The sequence below is a fragment of the Streptococcus sp. NLN76 genome, from assembly GCF_015686645.1.
In the GTDB taxonomy this organism is placed as follows: domain Bacteria; phylum Bacillota; class Bacilli; order Lactobacillales; family Streptococcaceae; genus Streptococcus.
Genome location: NZ_JADPMS010000019.1, coordinates 1 through 15,863 on the forward strand (window position 1 = coordinate 1; position 15,863 = coordinate 15,863).

The 15,863-nt window shown below is 43.2% G+C and carries 15 protein-coding genes and 1 pseudogene; 15 read left to right on the forward strand and 1 reads right to left on the reverse strand.

What is annotated here, in order from left to right; all coding sequences use genetic code 11:
• Nucleotides 1–423: 423 nt before the first annotated feature.
• From pflA to I1A59_RS04900, 3 genes are all read left to right on the forward strand, one after another.
• The gene (gene pflA, locus I1A59_RS04890; protein ID WP_196091693.1) at nt 424–1,218 is read left to right on the forward strand and encodes a pyruvate formate-lyase-activating protein; all 795 of its coding nucleotides are present in this window, start codon (nt 424–426) and stop codon (nt 1,216–1,218) included.
• A gap of 76 nt (nt 1,219–1,294) precedes the next feature.
• A complete protein-coding gene (locus I1A59_RS04895; protein ID WP_196091694.1) occupies nt 1,295–2,230 on the forward strand; it encodes a manganese-dependent inorganic pyrophosphatase in 936 nt (311 codons plus the stop codon).
• Nucleotides 2,231–2,479: 249 nt separating this feature from the next.
• Nucleotides 2,480–3,352, forward strand: a complete 873-nt coding sequence (locus tag I1A59_RS04900; RefSeq protein ID WP_196091695.1) for an Rgg/GadR/MutR family transcriptional regulator — start codon at nt 2,480–2,482, stop codon at nt 3,350–3,352.
• 49 nt (nt 3,353–3,401) lie between these two features.
• On the opposite strand, the gene I1A59_RS04905 is transcribed toward I1A59_RS04900, so the two are convergent.
• Nucleotides 3,402–4,847 (reverse strand): UDP-N-acetylmuramoyl-L-alanyl-D-glutamate--L-lysine ligase, encoded by a 1,446-nt coding sequence (locus tag I1A59_RS04905; RefSeq protein ID WP_196091696.1) that lies wholly within the window; start codon nt 4,845–4,847, stop codon nt 3,402–3,404.
• Between the two features lie 134 nt (nt 4,848–4,981).
• Here I1A59_RS04905 and I1A59_RS04910 point away from each other — a divergent pair, with 134 nt between their 5' ends.
• From I1A59_RS04910 to I1A59_RS04965, 12 genes and pseudogenes are all read left to right on the forward strand, one after another.
• A complete protein-coding gene (locus I1A59_RS04910) occupies nt 4,982–6,607 on the forward strand; it encodes a polysaccharide biosynthesis protein (protein WP_196091697.1) in 1,626 nt (541 codons plus the stop codon).
• A gap of 212 nt (nt 6,608–6,819) precedes the next feature.
• The gene (upp, locus tag I1A59_RS04915) at nt 6,820–7,449 is read left to right on the forward strand and encodes a uracil phosphoribosyltransferase (protein ID WP_196091698.1); all 630 of its coding nucleotides are present in this window, start codon (nt 6,820–6,822) and stop codon (nt 7,447–7,449) included.
• A gap of 69 nt (nt 7,450–7,518) precedes the next feature.
• Nucleotides 7,519–8,118 (forward strand): annotated as a pseudogene (locus I1A59_RS04920) (ATP-dependent Clp protease proteolytic subunit); the annotation flags it as partial.
• A 121-nt stretch (nt 8,119–8,239) separates the two neighbouring features.
• Nucleotides 8,240–8,506, forward strand: a complete 267-nt coding sequence (locus I1A59_RS04925; RefSeq protein ID WP_196091699.1) for a DUF2129 domain-containing protein — start codon at nt 8,240–8,242, stop codon at nt 8,504–8,506.
• Between the two features lie 135 nt (nt 8,507–8,641).
• A complete protein-coding gene (locus tag I1A59_RS04930; protein WP_196091700.1) occupies nt 8,642–9,805 on the forward strand; it encodes an ABC transporter substrate-binding protein in 1,164 nt (387 codons plus the stop codon).
• A gap of 144 nt (nt 9,806–9,949) precedes the next feature.
• A complete protein-coding gene (locus tag I1A59_RS04935; protein ID WP_196091728.1) occupies nt 9,950–10,819 on the forward strand; it encodes a branched-chain amino acid ABC transporter permease in 870 nt (289 codons plus the stop codon).
• A gap of 2 nt (nt 10,820–10,821) precedes the next feature.
• A complete protein-coding gene (locus tag I1A59_RS04940; protein ID WP_196091701.1) occupies nt 10,822–11,778 on the forward strand; it encodes a branched-chain amino acid ABC transporter permease in 957 nt (318 codons plus the stop codon).
• Complete coding sequence (locus tag I1A59_RS04945) at nt 11,778–12,542, forward strand: ABC transporter ATP-binding protein (protein ID WP_196091702.1); 765 nt, start codon at nt 11,778–11,780, stop codon at nt 12,540–12,542. Before I1A59_RS04940 ends, I1A59_RS04945 begins: the two co-directional genes overlap by 1 nt.
• On the forward strand, nt 12,542–13,252 hold the full coding sequence (locus tag I1A59_RS04950) for an ABC transporter ATP-binding protein (RefSeq protein WP_196091703.1): 711 nt from the start codon (nt 12,542–12,544) through the stop codon (nt 13,250–13,252). The genes I1A59_RS04945 and I1A59_RS04950 overlap by 1 nt, the downstream gene beginning before the upstream one ends.
• Before the next feature lie 23 nt (nt 13,253–13,275).
• On the forward strand, nt 13,276–13,932 hold the full coding sequence (locus tag I1A59_RS04955) for a CBS domain-containing protein (RefSeq protein WP_196091704.1): 657 nt from the start codon (nt 13,276–13,278) through the stop codon (nt 13,930–13,932).
• Between the two features lie 313 nt (nt 13,933–14,245).
• Nucleotides 14,246–14,878: a dTMP kinase gene (tmk, locus tag I1A59_RS04960; protein WP_196091705.1), complete on the forward strand. Its 633-nt coding sequence runs from the start codon at nt 14,246–14,248 to the stop codon at nt 14,876–14,878.
• On the forward strand, nt 14,875–15,771 hold the full coding sequence (locus tag I1A59_RS04965; RefSeq protein ID WP_196091706.1) for a DNA polymerase III subunit delta': 897 nt from the start codon (nt 14,875–14,877) through the stop codon (nt 15,769–15,771). Before tmk ends, I1A59_RS04965 begins: the two co-directional genes overlap by 4 nt.
• Nucleotides 15,772–15,863 lie beyond the last annotated feature (92 nt).

Here is a 15,863-nt window from a genome sequence, read left to right on the forward strand (position 1 = left end):
CACGCATACGCTCAAGGCCTTGACACAAAATCCCCTTCTCTTTGCTTCACAACTAGGCTCAGCAGGCATCAATCTGCCAAATAAATTGTCCTATTTTTAGAAAAATGGTTGACAAATGGTAGAAAAATCTCTCCCAGAGATTTTGAGCTGTCTACGACTCGCTGCCTTTTACTAAAAGTAAAGTAAAAGACTATAAAAGACGCTACATTGTGAGTTTCCTATTTGATAAAAACAGAGGTTGAACTTTAGTGAGAAGTTGGAAGCTCCTCCATATTTCTTGTGTTAAAAGGGACTTGGGCTTTAGGTGAGTGAAGAATGTGTATTTGCATGGATTCTATTTTCATGTACTATCATGAAAAATGAGGACATTTTTCCAAAAAAGTGCTATACTATAGAAAGTAAAACGCTTACAGGAGGGCTGTTATGGGAGAAGGAATCGATTATGGGAGCGTGACTGGATATGTTCATTCAACAGAGAGTTTTGGTGCTGTAGATGGACCTGGAATTCGTTTTATTATTTTTTTACAAGGTTGCAAAATGCGGTGCCAGTATTGCCATAATCCTGATACCTGGGCGATGGAGAATAATCAGGCCCAGACACGTACGGTAGACGATATACTTCAAGAAGCCCTACGTTATAAAGGCTATTGGGGGAAAAATGGAGGGATTACCGTTAGTGGTGGAGAAGCTCTTCTCCAAATTGATTTTCTAATTGCACTATTTAATAAGGCTAAGGAATTTGGAATTCATACAACACTTGATACCTGTGGTCTGACCTTTCGCAATGATCCCAAGTATCTGGCCGTTTTTGATCAACTCTTGGAAGTAACAGATTTGGTTCTTTTAGATTTAAAAGAAATCAATGAAGAGAGACACAAATGGGTCACCAGCCAGAGTAATCGCAGTATTTTGGCTTGTGCACAGTATCTATCTGATAAGGGGATTCCTGTATGGATTCGGCATGTTTTAGTACCAGGTTTAACCGACCGAGATGATGATTTGGAGGAACTTGGTAAATTTGTAAAAACCCTAAAAAATGTCGATAAATTTGAAATTCTACCTTACCATACCATGGGAGAATTTAAGTGGGAGAAATTGGGAATTGATTACCCTCTTAAAGGCGTCAAACCACCTACGAAAGAACGAGTTGAGAATGCTAAAAAGCTGATGGATACAGAATCTTACACAGACTACCTAAAACGAATTCAAAGAGGATAATTCCTAGTTTCTTCTGTGGTAGAAGACCCGGCTTTGTGTTAAAATGGTAAATGAAAATTGGAAAAGAGGTAGAATCATGTCAAAAATCTTGGTTTTTGGTCATCAAAACCCTGATACAGATGCGATTGCATCATCATATGCTTATGCTTACTTGGCTCGCCAAGCTCATGGTTTGGAAACAGAAGCGGTTATTTTGGGACAACCAAATGAAGAAACACGCTTTGTCCTAGACTATTTTGGCGTTGAGACTCCACGTGAAATTCAGTCTCTTGCCAATGAAGGGATTGAGCAAGTCATCTTGACTGACCACAATGAATTCCAACAATCTGCGGAAGGAATCCGTGATGTTGAAGTGTTTGGTGTTGTAGACCATCACCGTGTGGCCAACTTTGAAACTGCGAACCCTCTATTTATGCGTTTGGAGCCAGTTGGATCTGCATCTTCAATTGTCTACCGCATGTTTAAAGAAAATCAGGTTGCAGTTCCAAAGGAAATTGCAGGACTGATGCTTTCAGGCTTGATTTCAGACACACTTTTGTTGAAATCTCCAACAACACATGTAACAGACATTCCATTGGCTACTGAATTGGCAGAACTCGCAGGTGTTGAGCTAGAGGTTTATGGACTTGAAATGTTGAAAGCTGGTACCAATCTCTCCAGCAAATCTGCAGCAGAACTAATTGATATTGATGCGAAGAGCTTTGAATTGGGGGGAAATACTGTTCGCGTAGCTCAGGTCAATACAGTTGATATCGCTGAAATTTTGGAACGACAGGGAGAAATTGAAGAAGCAATACAGGATGCAATGGCTGCAGAAGGCTACTCTGATTTTGTCTTGATGATCACAGATATTGTCAATTCCAATTCTGAAATTTTAACCTTTGGTGCTAACTCAGATAAGGTTGAAGCAGCTTTTGGTTTCAAGTTGGAAGACCACCATGCCTTCTTGCCTGGTGCAGTATCTCGTAAAAAACAAGTTGTTCCGCAACTGACAGCTGCTTTTGCGAATTAACACAAGAATAAAAGCAGAAAACATACTCGAGAAAATCAAAGGTTAAACTGAGAACAGTTATGAGATTTGTGAAGAGTGTAAATGTGAGGAAGGTAGGTCTAGGGGGGATCTACCTTCTTTCGCTCATTCATAATCATTCAAATTTTAATCCTGACATCGTCCGGTCTCATAGTCTTGTTTCGTCATTTTTGAAATTTCACGAGTATATTGTTTTGAGGTTTCCTAGGTCAAAAAATGTAAAGGGTTTGTATGAAATCATTCGGTGAAGTATTTAAACAATTCCGGCAGTCACGAGGCTTGTCCTTGCGTTCGATTTCCAATAAAGATTTATCGGTCTCCCAGTTGTCTCGTTTTGAAAATGGGCAGTCCGACTTAACCATTTCAAAATTTAAAATTGCCCTGGATGAGATCAATATGCCCATGTCTGAGTTCACCTATGCTGTTCAGGACTTTAAACGAGACGAGTTGCAGGACCTTATTCACAAGATGGATTTATATGTTCTACGCAACGATGTGGTAAGTATGCGACACCTTCTGGAAACTAGGCCCGTCAAACCCAAACTTCGAAGGCTTTTTCATGAACTAAACACCATCATTATAAAGATTAAATTGGAAGAGATGACAGGGGACGCAATTGTTTCGGAGCATGATCTTAGTGTCTTAACGGATTATTTGATTGGAGTGGAGTACTGGGGTTACTATGAACTCTTACTCTTCATGCATTCGATGCACCGTTTTCGTCACAGTCTTTTTATGACTCTCACCAAGGAGATGATGTCGCGCTCGGAATTCTATAAAGAGCTTCCTTTGAATCGTCGGATGATTAATTATTTGGTATTGGAAGCATTTGTCCTTGCTTGTGAGAGGCAGGAACTTATCGATGCCCATTACTACCGGAAGTTCATTCGAAATAATCAGTTTGAAGAACGCGATATCTTTGAGCGTTTGGTCTACCAGTATGCAGAGGGGATGTTTGAATTTTTCTTTCATGATGAACGAAAGGGATTGATGCAGATGGAAAAGGTTATTGAGATTTTTCGTGATACAGGAAGTATCCATTTAGCCCAGTCTTATCAAGCAAGAGTTGATGCTGCGATTAAGATAAAGGCTAATAATCACTAAAGTGTCAAGGACAAGCAGAAAAGGAACCGATTTCGGTTCCTTTTTGATGTTATAAGTAGTTTTGGACAACCTGGGGATCGCCAGGGTAAGGGATTTTTTCTCCTTGGACGATTTGGAAAGCATCGGCCCCTTTCCCAGCAATGATGATAGCATCATCAGGTTTGTAGGACTGCTTCAATATTGTTTGTATAGCCAGTTCTCTATCGGGGATGATGTGGACTGGACGGTGGATGTAGCTAGCGATTTCTTGGGAAATAGCCTCTGGATCTTCATAGTTGGGATCATCAGCGGTTAGGTAGACTTCTACACTTGGATAGTCATTTAGGAGCAAACCGAAGTCCTTTCGGCGACTCTCTCCTTTGTTACCGGTTGCTCCTAGGACGAGAGCGATTTTACCGGTTTGATAGTGGGCCACCGTATCGATTAATTTTTTCAGACTATCGCCATTGTGGGCATAGTCAATAAAAATTTTGGCTCCAGAAGGATGTGAAAGGACTTCCATACGTCCGTCAACCTTGGTGTGGGCAATTCCTGCTTTAATGGCAGCGGGACTAGCTCCGAGTCGGTGGCAGGCTAGGGCTGCGGCTAGGGCATTTTCTTGGTTAAAGTCGCCAATTAGTTGAATGTCGTAGCCACCTGCTAAGGGGCCGGTGAGTTGAAAATGAAAGGCGCTGGACTGGTTGATAGAATTGGGGCTACCGGCGCCATAGGTGGTATGAGCTTTATCTGCAATTGAGTCGAGGAGGAAGTCAATGTGATCCATTTGCTGATTCAATATCACATAACGACTATTGGCTAATAATTGGCGCTTATGATAGAAATAATCTTCATAAGTAGGGTGTTCGATCGGGCCGATATGATCGGGGCTGATGTTGAGAAAAACACCGACATCAAAAGTAAGGCCGTAGACCCGTTTCACCAGGTAAGCCTGACTGGAGACTTCCATAATAAAGTGGGTTCGCCCGTTCTTGACCGCTTGAGCCATCATGGCAAAGAGGTCCAAACTTTCAGGTGTTGTCAATTGGGATTTAAAGAAGGTTGTGCCATCTAAAGTGGAGTTCATAGTGGACAACATAGCTGGTTTAGCTTCTTCTTTTAAAATGTTAAAAGCAAAATAAGCGGCTGTTGTTTTTCCCTTGGTTCCGGTAAAGGCTAAGAGTTTTAGCTTCCTTTCGGGATGGTCGTAAAAGGCCATAGCCACCAGGCTCATAGCTTGCTTAATGTCATTAACCAGAATTACGGGGATGGATACTTGGTGGTCTATTTCACTGACATAGTATTTTAGTCCTTGTTGGATTGCGGCTTCCAAGTATTCAGCTTTGAATTGATGGCCTTTGGCAAAGAACAGTGTTTGCTCAGATACCTCGCGACTATCATAGCTTAGGTCTCGGAAATCCCAAGTTTCTCCCTGATAGTAGTAATGATCGTCTTTAACAATGGCACGGAAGTTGTGATCCCCTTTAAGGATTTGTAATGCGGTTTCAAGTTTCATCATAGCTTTATTGTAACCCTTCCGCCAAGCTTTTACAAGTCAAAGCCCATTGGGATTTTTTAGCTAAAATCTTGGAGGGATAAGGGCTTCGTGCTATAATAGTGGTAGGAATTTCGAAATATTTAAAGGGGAATAGAATGAATGACCAACAATCGCGTCAGCAAGAGTTGATGCTTAAGGGCGCTGCTTGGATGACGGCTAGCAACTTGATCAGTCGTCTCCTGGGCGCTCTCTATATTATTCCTTGGTATGGCTGGATGGGGCAGCATGCAGCAGAAGCCAACGGTCTTTTTACCATGGGCTACAATATCTACGCTTGGTTTCTCTTGGTCTCTACAGCAGGCCTACCGGTTGCCATTTCCAAGCAGATTGCAAAATATAATACCATGGGAGAAGAGAGCAAGGCCTTTGCTTTGATCAATCGATTCCTGAAGTTGATGCTGGTACTGGGAATTGTATTTGCGGCAATCATGTATATTGCAGCTCCACTTTTTGCTTCTGCTTCGGGAGTAGGAGCTGAATTGATCCCTGTTATGCAAAGTCTAGCTTGGGCAGTGTTGATTTTTCCAGTCATGAGTATCATTCGCGGAGTATTTCAAGGCTACAATAATATGCGGCCATTCGCTATGAGTCAGATTGCTGAGCAGGTGGCGCGTGTCATTTGGATGCTACTAGCTACCTTTCTCATTATGCAGATGGGGAACCAAGACTATGTTGCCGCCGTTACTCAGTCCACCTTTGCCGCCTTTATCGGGATGATTGCCTCCATGGCACTTCTCATTTTTGCCTTAAATCATGAGGGGCTCTTACGTCCTATTCTGGCAGCCTCTGGTCAAGAGCTGGAAGGTGGTACCGAATTGGTAATCGAAACGCTCAAGGAAGCAGTGCCCTTTATCATCACGGGATCAGCCATCCAACTTTTCCAGATTATCGATCAAATGACCTTTATCAATGTTTCTCGCTGGTTTACCGATACCTCTGAAAAGGATCTGTTGGTCTTGTTCTCTTACTTCTCAGCCAATCCCAATAAGGTCAGTATGATCCTGATTGCCGTAGCATCCTCCATCGGTGGGGTCGGGATTCCGCTCTTGACAGAGAATTTTGTGAAAAAAGACTTTGGAGCCTCCGCTAAATTGGTTATCGATAACCTCAGTCTCCTGATGACTTTTCTTATTCCGGCGACCTTCGGTTCCTTACTCTTGAGCCAAGCTCTCTATACATTTTTCTATGGGCAACCTCAGGGCTCTTCGCTCAACCTCTTTGTTTGGGCGATGTCTTTCACAATCATTCTAGGTCTCTATACCGTATTAGCTCCAATGATCCAAGCGCTTTATGAAAATCGTTTAGCGATGCTGTATTTCGTATATGGTTTAGGACTTAAATTGGTTTTACAGATTCCATTTATTTGGCTATTCGGTTCATATGGACCTTTGTTAGCAACAGGTTTGGCGTTGGTGTTCCCCTGTGTGTTGATGTACCAAACCATTCACCGAATAACGCGCTTAAATCATCAACGGTTGATGAAACGGATGTTGCTGATTACCTTGATGACCGTAGTGATGTCTGTCTTTACAGGTCTAAGTCAATTCTTGCTCTCTTTCGTCATCGCACCGACTAGTCGCTGGGGCAGCCTCCTACATTTACTAGTCGTCGGAGCCATTTCCGTTTACGTTTATGCCTGGATGGCCCTCAAGTCTCATCACTTGGATCGGGTAATGGGACCACAAGCTCAACGATTACGTCAACTTCTGCGGATTTCATGATTTAAAACCAAACGTTTTGAAGTAAAAAACAGGATATCTACTTGAAATACATATGAAGAACTCTTTTTCCTATTCAGAAGTTGGAAAAAACTTAACGTTAAATAGGAAGGCGGTAGTTCCCGTCTTCTTTTTTGGAAAAATGGCCATAATTGTAAAGCTTTTCATGGTGGACTGTGATATAATGGAAAAAATTAAGAAAAGAGGAACCAAGCATGTCTAAAGTTCAAGTCATCGCGCATCCGTTGATCCAACACAAATTGTCTATTCTTCGTCGGACGGATACTTCTACCAAGGCCTTTCGAGAGCTGGTTGATGAGATTGCCATGTTGATGGGGTATGAGGTGCTCCGCGACCTTCCTTTAGAGGATGTGGAAATTGAAACCCCGATTACGACAACGGTTCAGAAACAGTTGGCTGGTAAGAAGCTAGCTATTGTACCAATTTTACGGGCAGGTATTGGGATGGTTGATGGTCTCTTGAGTTTGGTTCCAGCTGCTAAGGTTGGGCATATTGGGATGTACCGTGATGAGGAAACCTTGCAACCTGTAGAATACTTGGTGAAACTTCCAGAAGATATTGACCAACGACGTATTTTTGTGGTGGACCCAATGTTAGCAACAGGGGGTTCCGCTATCTTAGCCATTGATTCCTTGAAAAAACGTGGTGCCAGCAATATTACCTTTGTTTGCTTGGTTGCGGCACCTGAAGGAGTAGCTGCATTAGAAGAAGCCCATCCGGAAGTTCCAATCTTTACAGCTGCTTTGGATGAGAAGTTGAATGAGCATGGTTACATCGTTCCGGGTCTCGGAGATGCGGGTGACCGTTTGTTTGGTACCAAATAAAAGTTTTTAAGTTGACCTTTACTGACCAATTAGGTATAATAAACTCATTCCAGTAAAGAAGGAGAGTACAGAATGATTCCTGTAGTTATTGAACAAACCAGTCGTGGAGAACGTTCTTATGATATTTATTCACGTCTCTTAAAAGACCGGATTATTATGCTAACGGGTCCAGTCGAAGATAACATGGCCAATTCCGTAATTGCCCAGTTGCTTTTCTTGGACGCTCAAGATTCTACTAAAGATATTTACCTCTACGTGAACACACCAGGTGGATCTGTATCCGCTGGACTTGCCATTGTCGATACTATGAACTTTATTAAAGCGGATGTTCAGACAATTGTTATGGGGATGGCTGCGAGCATGGGAACCATCATTGCTTCTAGTGGTGCTAAGGGCAAACGCTTTATGTTGCCACATGCTGAGTACATGATTCACCAGCCAATGGGTGGTACAGGTGGCGGTACCCAACAAACAGATATGGCGATCGCTGCTGAGCACTTGCTCAAAACTCGTCATACCTTAGAAAAAATCTTGGCAGACAATTCAGGTAAACCAGTGGAACAAATTCACAAGGATGCTGAGCGTGATTATTGGATGAGTGCAGAAGAAACACTTGCATATGGTTTCATTGATGAAATCATGGCCAATAACCAGTTGCCACAAGCCTAATCAGAGCGAGGAACTAAAAGAGGTTGAGACCTGGGGTCCACCTCTTTTGTTGTACAAAGGGAGCTAGCCAAGGATTGGTAGATATGATAAAATAACAGAAGGAAACGGAAAGGAGCTGGCTATGGGATTGGAGGATCGACGCCAGGCAATCTATGTCTACCTTTATTACAATCGGGATCGTCGCAAACTTTCCTCTTGGGGAGATGTGGTTTACCATTCCCGTCGGCTGCGGTATGTCCAACTTTTTGTGCCGGTTCATCGTGTCGAAGTAACGATTCAAGAGTTGGAGCAAGAAAACTATGTGCGTCAGGTTACCAAAAGTCAATTGGCTACCCTACCTCGGAGTTTTCAAGGTATCGATTTAGCAACAGAGGAGACTGAGGAATAACTCAGCCTCCTTTTCTTTTTCAAAGAAAAAACAATGAAAATCTTCATGGAAAAAATTAAAAAAAATCTTAAACTTGTATTGACAATTTTCTGACAATTCTATATATTAGACTCTATAAAAAAGAGGAGAGGTTCTATGAAACGTAAAACCTTAGTGGCCACAATTTTAATGGCTTCTATGACATTTTTAGCGGCTTGTACACAAGTACCGGTTGCAGATGGATCCAAAGCTAAGGGGACCGAGATTGGGGATACCATCAAAGTTGGCTTTAACTTTGAAAATACTGGAGCGGTAGCCGCCTATGGTTCTGTTGAACAAAAAGGTGCCTTGCTTGCGGTCGAGGAAATGAACGAGGCTGGTGGAATTGACGGGAAGCAAATTGAGGTCATTTCCAAGGATAATAAATCAGAAACTCAGGAAGCGGCCTCTGTTTCGACTAACCTGGCCATCCAGCAACAAGTAAATGCTATTGTTGGTCCGGCAACTTCTGGTGCAACTGCGGCGGCGATTCCGAAAGCAACCATTGCTGGTGTACCGGTGATTTCTCCAAGTGCTACTCAAGATGGTTTGACTGCAGGACAAGACTTCTTGTTCGTTGGAACCTTCCAAGATTCTTATCAAGGGCGTATCATTGCTAAATATGTTTCTGATAATTTGAATGCTAAAAAAGTAGCCCTGTTTACAGATAACTCAAGTGACTATGCTAAAGGAATTGCTAAGTCATTCAAGGAAGCCTATAAAGGTGAGATTGTTATTGAAGAAACCTTCATCGCAGGTGATACCGATTTCCAAGCTGCTTTGACTAAGATGAAGGGGCAGGATTTTGACGCTATGGTTCTCCCTGGTTACTATACTGAAGCTGGTAAAATTGTGAACCAAATGCGCGGAATGGGTCTAAATCAGCCTGTAGTTGGGGGGGATGGACTGAATTCTGAAGAGTTTGTTCAACAGGCGACTGCGGCGAAAGCGAATGATATTTACTTCGTATCTGGTTTTTCTTCAACCGTTAAAACCAACGATGAAGCAGAGGCGTTCAAAGTCGCTTATAAAAAGCGCTTTAATGAAGAACCAAGTACTTTCTCAGCCTTGGCTTACGACTCTATGAAGATGATGGGCAAAGCTATGGAAGGGGCAGAGAACTCTATTCAAATTCGTGACAACCTGACCAAGATTAAAGACTACGAAGGGGTAACCGGTAAAACAAGTTTTGATGCCGATCACAATACCACTAAGTCAGCCTTTATGATGACTATGCAAAATGGTAAGGTTGAAGAAGCGGTGTCCGTTCAACCTGATTAAAAGTGGAAATCGTTTTTGTAATAGAATAGAGACTAATAGAATGACAAAAATCCTCACGGTCTTGGACTAGGAGGACAGACGGTATAGAAGTATCGAACCCTTTTATTAGAAGGGAACATCTTTTTTAGGAGATTATTTCGAATGATTTTACAGCAATTATTGAATGGGCTGATCTTGGGAAGCATTTATGCGCTGCTTGCCTTGGGGTATACCATGGTATACGGGATTATCCGCTTGATCAACTTCGCCCACGGGGATGTGTACATGATGGGAGCCTTCATGGGTTATTTCTTGATTAACACCCTCCGTTTGAATTTCTTTGTAGCCCTTTTATTGGCCATGGTCGGAACGGCTGCTCTCGGGGTTTTGATTGAGTTTCTGGCTTATCGACCCTTGCGACAATCCACTCGGATTGCAGCTTTGATTACCGCTATCGGAGTATCCTTCCTTTTAGAATATGGTATGGTTTTCTTCTTTGGTGCTAATCCACGTCCTTTCCCACAAGTTATCGATACTGTCCGCTTTGACTTGGGACCTGTATCCATTACAAACATTCAGTTGTTGATTCTAGGAGTATCCATTTTCTTGATGGTGGTACTTCAATTGATTGTCAAAAGGACAAAGATGGGGAAAGCAATGCGGGCTGTTTCCGTGGACAGCGATGCGGCTCAGTTGATGGGGATTAATGTAAACCGCACCATCAGTTTCACCTTTGCGCTTGGTTCAGCTCTCGCTGGAGCAGCGGGTGTCTTGATTGCCCTTTACTATAACTCATTGGACCCGTTGATGGGGATGACGCCTGGTTTGAAATCCTTTGTTGCGGCGGTTCTTGGTGGTATCGGAATTATTCCTGGAGCAGCATTAGGTGGATTTGTTATCGGTATTCTTGAAACAGCGGCAACGGCTCTTGGATTCTCTGACTTCCGTGATGCGATTGTGTATGGAGTGTTGATTTTGATTCTCCTAGTTCGTCCAAGTGGAATCCTTGGTAAAAATGTGAAGGAGAAGGTCTAGTCATGCAAAAAACTCTAAAGGAAAATATGATTTGGGCAGCTTTGCTGATTGCTGGCTATGCCCTGGTTACGCTTTTGGTAGAGACGAATGTTCTCAATCTCTACTATCAGATGATCTTCCAGCAAATTGGAATTAATATTATTTTGGCTGTGGGACTCAACTTGATCGTTGGTTTCTCAGGTCAGTTCTCCTTAGGACATGCCGGTTTTATGGCGATTGGAGCTTATGCAACCGCCATTATCGGGAAACAATTGCCGACCTATGGTGGTTTCCTTGTTTCTGTACTTGCGGGGATGGCCGTTGCAGGTGTTGTAGCACTCTTGGTCGGAATTCCTACCCTTCGTTTGAAAGGGGATTACCTAGCCATCGCTACCCTTGGGGTTGCAGAAATTATTCGGATTATCATCGTCAATGGTGGTGAGGTGACCAATGGTGCTGCTGGTATTTTGGGAATTCCTGCCTTTACAACCTGGCAAATGGTCTATGTCTTAGCCGCATTGACAACCATTGTGACCTTAAACTACTTGCGGAGTCCAATTGGTCGTCAGACACTTGCGGTTCGTGAGGATGAGATTGCTGCGGAATCCGTTGGGATTAATACCACCAAAATTAAGGTAATGGCCTTTGTTTTCGGTGCTATCACTGCAAGTATTGCAGGCTCCCTCCATGCTGGTTTTGTTGGTTCCGTTGTTCCACGCGATTTCGCATTCACGAACTCTATCAATATCCTTATTATTGTCGTATTCGGTGGTTTGGGATCTATGACTGGTACCATTGTTGCTGCAGTTGTCTTGGGACTCTTAAACATGTTATTGCAAGACGTTGCAAGTATCCGGATGATTGTTTACTCATTAGCCCTTATCCTTGTGATGATTTTCCGTCCTGGTGGTCTTTTGGGAACTTGGGAATTTAGTTTGAAGAATCTTTTGTCAAAATCAAAAAAGGAGGTTAAGTCCTAATGGCATTATTAGAAGTTAAACACTTGACAAAACATTTCGGCGGTTTAACGGCTGTTGGCGATGTAACCTTGGAATTGGACAAGGGCGAATTGGTGGGTCTGATTGGTCCTAACGGGGCAGGTAAATCGACCCTCTTCAACCTATTGACGGGAGTTTACGAACCAAGTGAAGGAACCATTACCTTGGATGGGAATGAGTTAAATGGGAAAGAGCCTTACACGATTGCTGGGCTAGGTCTTGGTCGTACTTTCCAGAACATCCGGTTATTCAAAGATTTGACGGTTCTTGATAACGTTCTTATCGCTTTTGGCAATCACCAAAATCCACATGTCTTTGCCAGCCTCTTCCGCCTTCCTCTCTACTATAAAAAAGAAGAAGCGTACAAGAAAAAGGCTATGGATCTTTTGGAAATTTTCTCATTGGAGGAGTATGCGGATACCTTGGCGAAAAATTTGGCTTATGGGCAACAACGGCTCTTGGAAATTGTTCGGGCTTTAGCGACTGAGCCAAAAATTCTCTTCTTGGATGAGCCAGCTGCTGGGATGAACCCGCAGGAGACAGCAGAATTGACGGCTTTGATCCGTAAAATTAAAGAAGAGTTTAACATTACGGTTATGTTGATTGAGCATGATATGAGCTTGGTTATGGAAGTAACTGAACGCATTTATGTATTGGAATATGGTCGCTTGATTGCCCATGGAACACCAGAAGAAATTCGCACCAACAAGCGCGTGATTGAAGCTTACTTGGGAGGAGAAGCCTAATGTCAATGTTACAAGTTGAAAATCTATCCATTCATTACGGGATGATTGAAGCGGTCCATGATGTCAGCTTTGAAGTGGCGGAAGGGGAAGTTGTGTCCTTGATTGGAGCCAACGGGGCTGGAAAAACCAGTATCCTTCGCACCATTTCAGGTTTGGTTCGCCCGAGTCAAGGACGGATTCTGTTCCAAGGTCAGGAGATTCAAAAACAGGCTGCTCAAAATATCGTTGCTTCTGGCTTGTCTCAAGTACCAGAAGGCCGCCACGTATTCCCTGGTCTAACGGTTATGGAAAACCTAGAAATGGGAGCCTTTCTTAAAAAAGATCGAGAAGAAAATGCTCGAAACCTCAAGAAGATTTTTGAGCGTTTCCCACGTTTGGAAGAACGTAAAGGACAAGATGCTGCGACTCTTTCAGGTGGTGAGCAGCAGATGTTGGCCATGGGACGGGCCCTTATGTCAACTCCAAAACTTTTACTCTTGGACGAGCCATCAATGGGACTTGCTCCAATCTTCATCAATGAAATTTTTGAGATCATTAAAGATATCCAAGCTCAAGGTACAACCGTTCTTTTGATTGAGCAAAATGCCAATAAGGCTCTTGCCATCTCGAATCGCGGTTATGTGTTGGAAAATGGTAAAATTGTATTATCTGGTACTGGTCAAGAACTTCTAACCTCAGAAGAAGTCCGCAAGGCCTACCTTGGTGGATAATGGTTTAAGGAAAGGAAAAAAACATGGCTGTTAAAGAATTTATGACAAAACGTGTGGTCTTTATTGATCCAGATACATCCATTGCACATGCGGCAGACTTGATGCGGGAACAAAATCTCCACCGTCTACCAGTTATGGACAATGACAAACTGGTCGGCTTGGTAACAGAAGGTACAATTGCAGAAGCGACTCCTTCCAAAGCAACCACCTTGTCTATTTACGAAATGAACTACCTTCTCAACAAAACCAAAGTCAAAGATGTTATGGTACGTGATGTCTTTACCCTGGATGAAGATGCAAGCTTAGAAGATGCGGTTTACTTAATGTTTAAACACAAGGTTGGTATTCTTCCAGTTATGAAAGGGGACGAGCTTCGTGGCGTCATCACTGACCGTGATATCTTTAAAGCTTTCTTGGAGGTAACTGGCTATGGGGCACCTGGTACTCGTGTTCGGGTGCGGACAACCAACCAAGTTGGCGTTTTGGAAAGTGCGGTTCACGCAGTAGTCGAACGGGATTTGAACATCGATAATGTTGTGAATATCCCTAATGCAGATGGTTCTGTAACCATTGAGTTGCAACTGGAAGGTCAGACTGATCACGATCAACTTCGGGAAGAACTTGAAAAACAAGGTTTGCAGGTAGACTATATCAAGGAAACCACGGCTAAAGCCTTCTAATTGAATCTTTCAGTTTCCACACGCTCCCAAGTGTTTTAGTAAGTTATGGGAAGCTTTTGATTTTAAAAGTAAATGAAAACTCCTTGGAGATTTCCTGAGCTACACTAGTTTGGGAACATCCAAGGAGTTTTTTATACTCTTTTAGTTTATCTTTTATTACTGTGTTAGCTCGTCTTGCCGTACTTCAGTACTGTCTACGACTCGCTGCCTTGTACTAAAAGCAAACTAAAAGACTATACTGGACCGGAGTTGGATTTAGCTAGTGTCAAATTTCTGGAAAACAGGTATAATAGAAGGAAGAAATGAGGGAACTATGAAAAAAGGATTTTTGATTTCCATCGAAGGGCCAGATGGGTCGGGCAAATCCACTTTAATCCAGGAGTTAGCCCAGTTTTACAATGAAAAAGGCGTCGAGGTTGTCGTTACCAGGGAGCCTGGTGGTGTTCGGATTGCCGAGCAGATTCGACAGATTATTCTCGATCCTGACCATATGGAGATGGACGAAAAAACGGAGCTTTTACTTTACATCGCCAGTCGCCGCCAACACTTGGTGGAAAAAGTTTTACCGGCCCTCGAACGGGGAGCTTTGGTATTGATGGATCGCTTTATTGATTCGTCTGTGGCCTACCAAGGTTACGGGAGAGGCTTGGATTTGGAAGCCATTCATTGGTTAAATCAGTTTGCGACCGATGGAAAAAAGCCAGATTTGACCTTGTTACTGGATTTGCCAGCTTCTGAAGGATTGGCCCGGATTCAGGCAAGTCGCTCCGATGATGTGGACCGGCTTGATCAGGAAGATTTGTCCTGGCATGAGCAGGTGCGCCAAGGCTACTTGGCCATTGCTAAGAATGATCCAGTGCGTTTTGTTCAAATAGATGCTAGCCAAGAATTTCAAAAGGTTTTAGCAAATGCCTTGGATATTGTGATAGAAAGTTGGTCTCTATGACTGGCCTGCATCAACGTTTACAGGAGACTCAGCCCGTCTTACTGCAACGGTTTCAACGCATGATTCAGGCGGGGAAAATGAGCCACGCCTACCTCTTTACCGGAGCTGCAGAGCGGTTGGATATGACTCTCTATCTCTGCCAAGCCCTCTTTTGCGATGAACCTCTTCAGGGGCTTCCTTGTGGCCAATGTCGCTCCTGTCGCTTGGTGGAGAGTCAGACATTCCCTGACATTCATCTGGTTGAGCCTGTGAATCGGATGATTCGAACGGAACAAGTCAGGGATATCTTGACCCAGGTTTCACAATCTGGTATCGAAGGGGAAGCCCAGGTCTTTGTGTTTGAAGATGCAGAGACCATGCATCTAAATGGAGCCAATGCCCTTCTAAAATCAATGGAGGAACCGACTGGTCGCCAGTATTTTTTCTTCTTAAGTCAGTCCTCAGAAAAGATTTTACCGACGATTCGAAGTCGAAGTCAGTATGTCTATTTTCCTGAGACCGGGCAGCATTTTCAAAAAGAGTTAGAGCGAACAGGTTTATTGAAAACACAGGCTCAGTTTTTAGACCACCTGCTGCAGGGGAGGAAAAATCTTTTAGATACGATTGGACAGGCTTGGTGTCTGGAATTGGAACGCCAGGTTTTTACTTGGCTACAGCGGTTTTTAGCCGGTGACATAAAATCTTTTGTGGCCTTATCCGGTCTGGTTAGTCTTGCCGATGACAAGGACAAGCAGGGTTTGCTTTTAGATACGATTGAGATTCTATTAGGACAGGAAGTCCCTGCTCGAAATCGTCTATCCCTACTCGAAGATTTGATGGAAGCTCGAAGAGCCTGGCAGGCCAATGTTCCCTTGCTGACAAGTCTGGAACGTTTTAGTTTAAAGAATTTGTAAGAACTGTGACATAGCGGTCCTAACTGTTACTCTGCATCGAGTCTATCGGGCTAGCTGCTGCAAGTGATGGGACTACTGACAATCACAGTCGA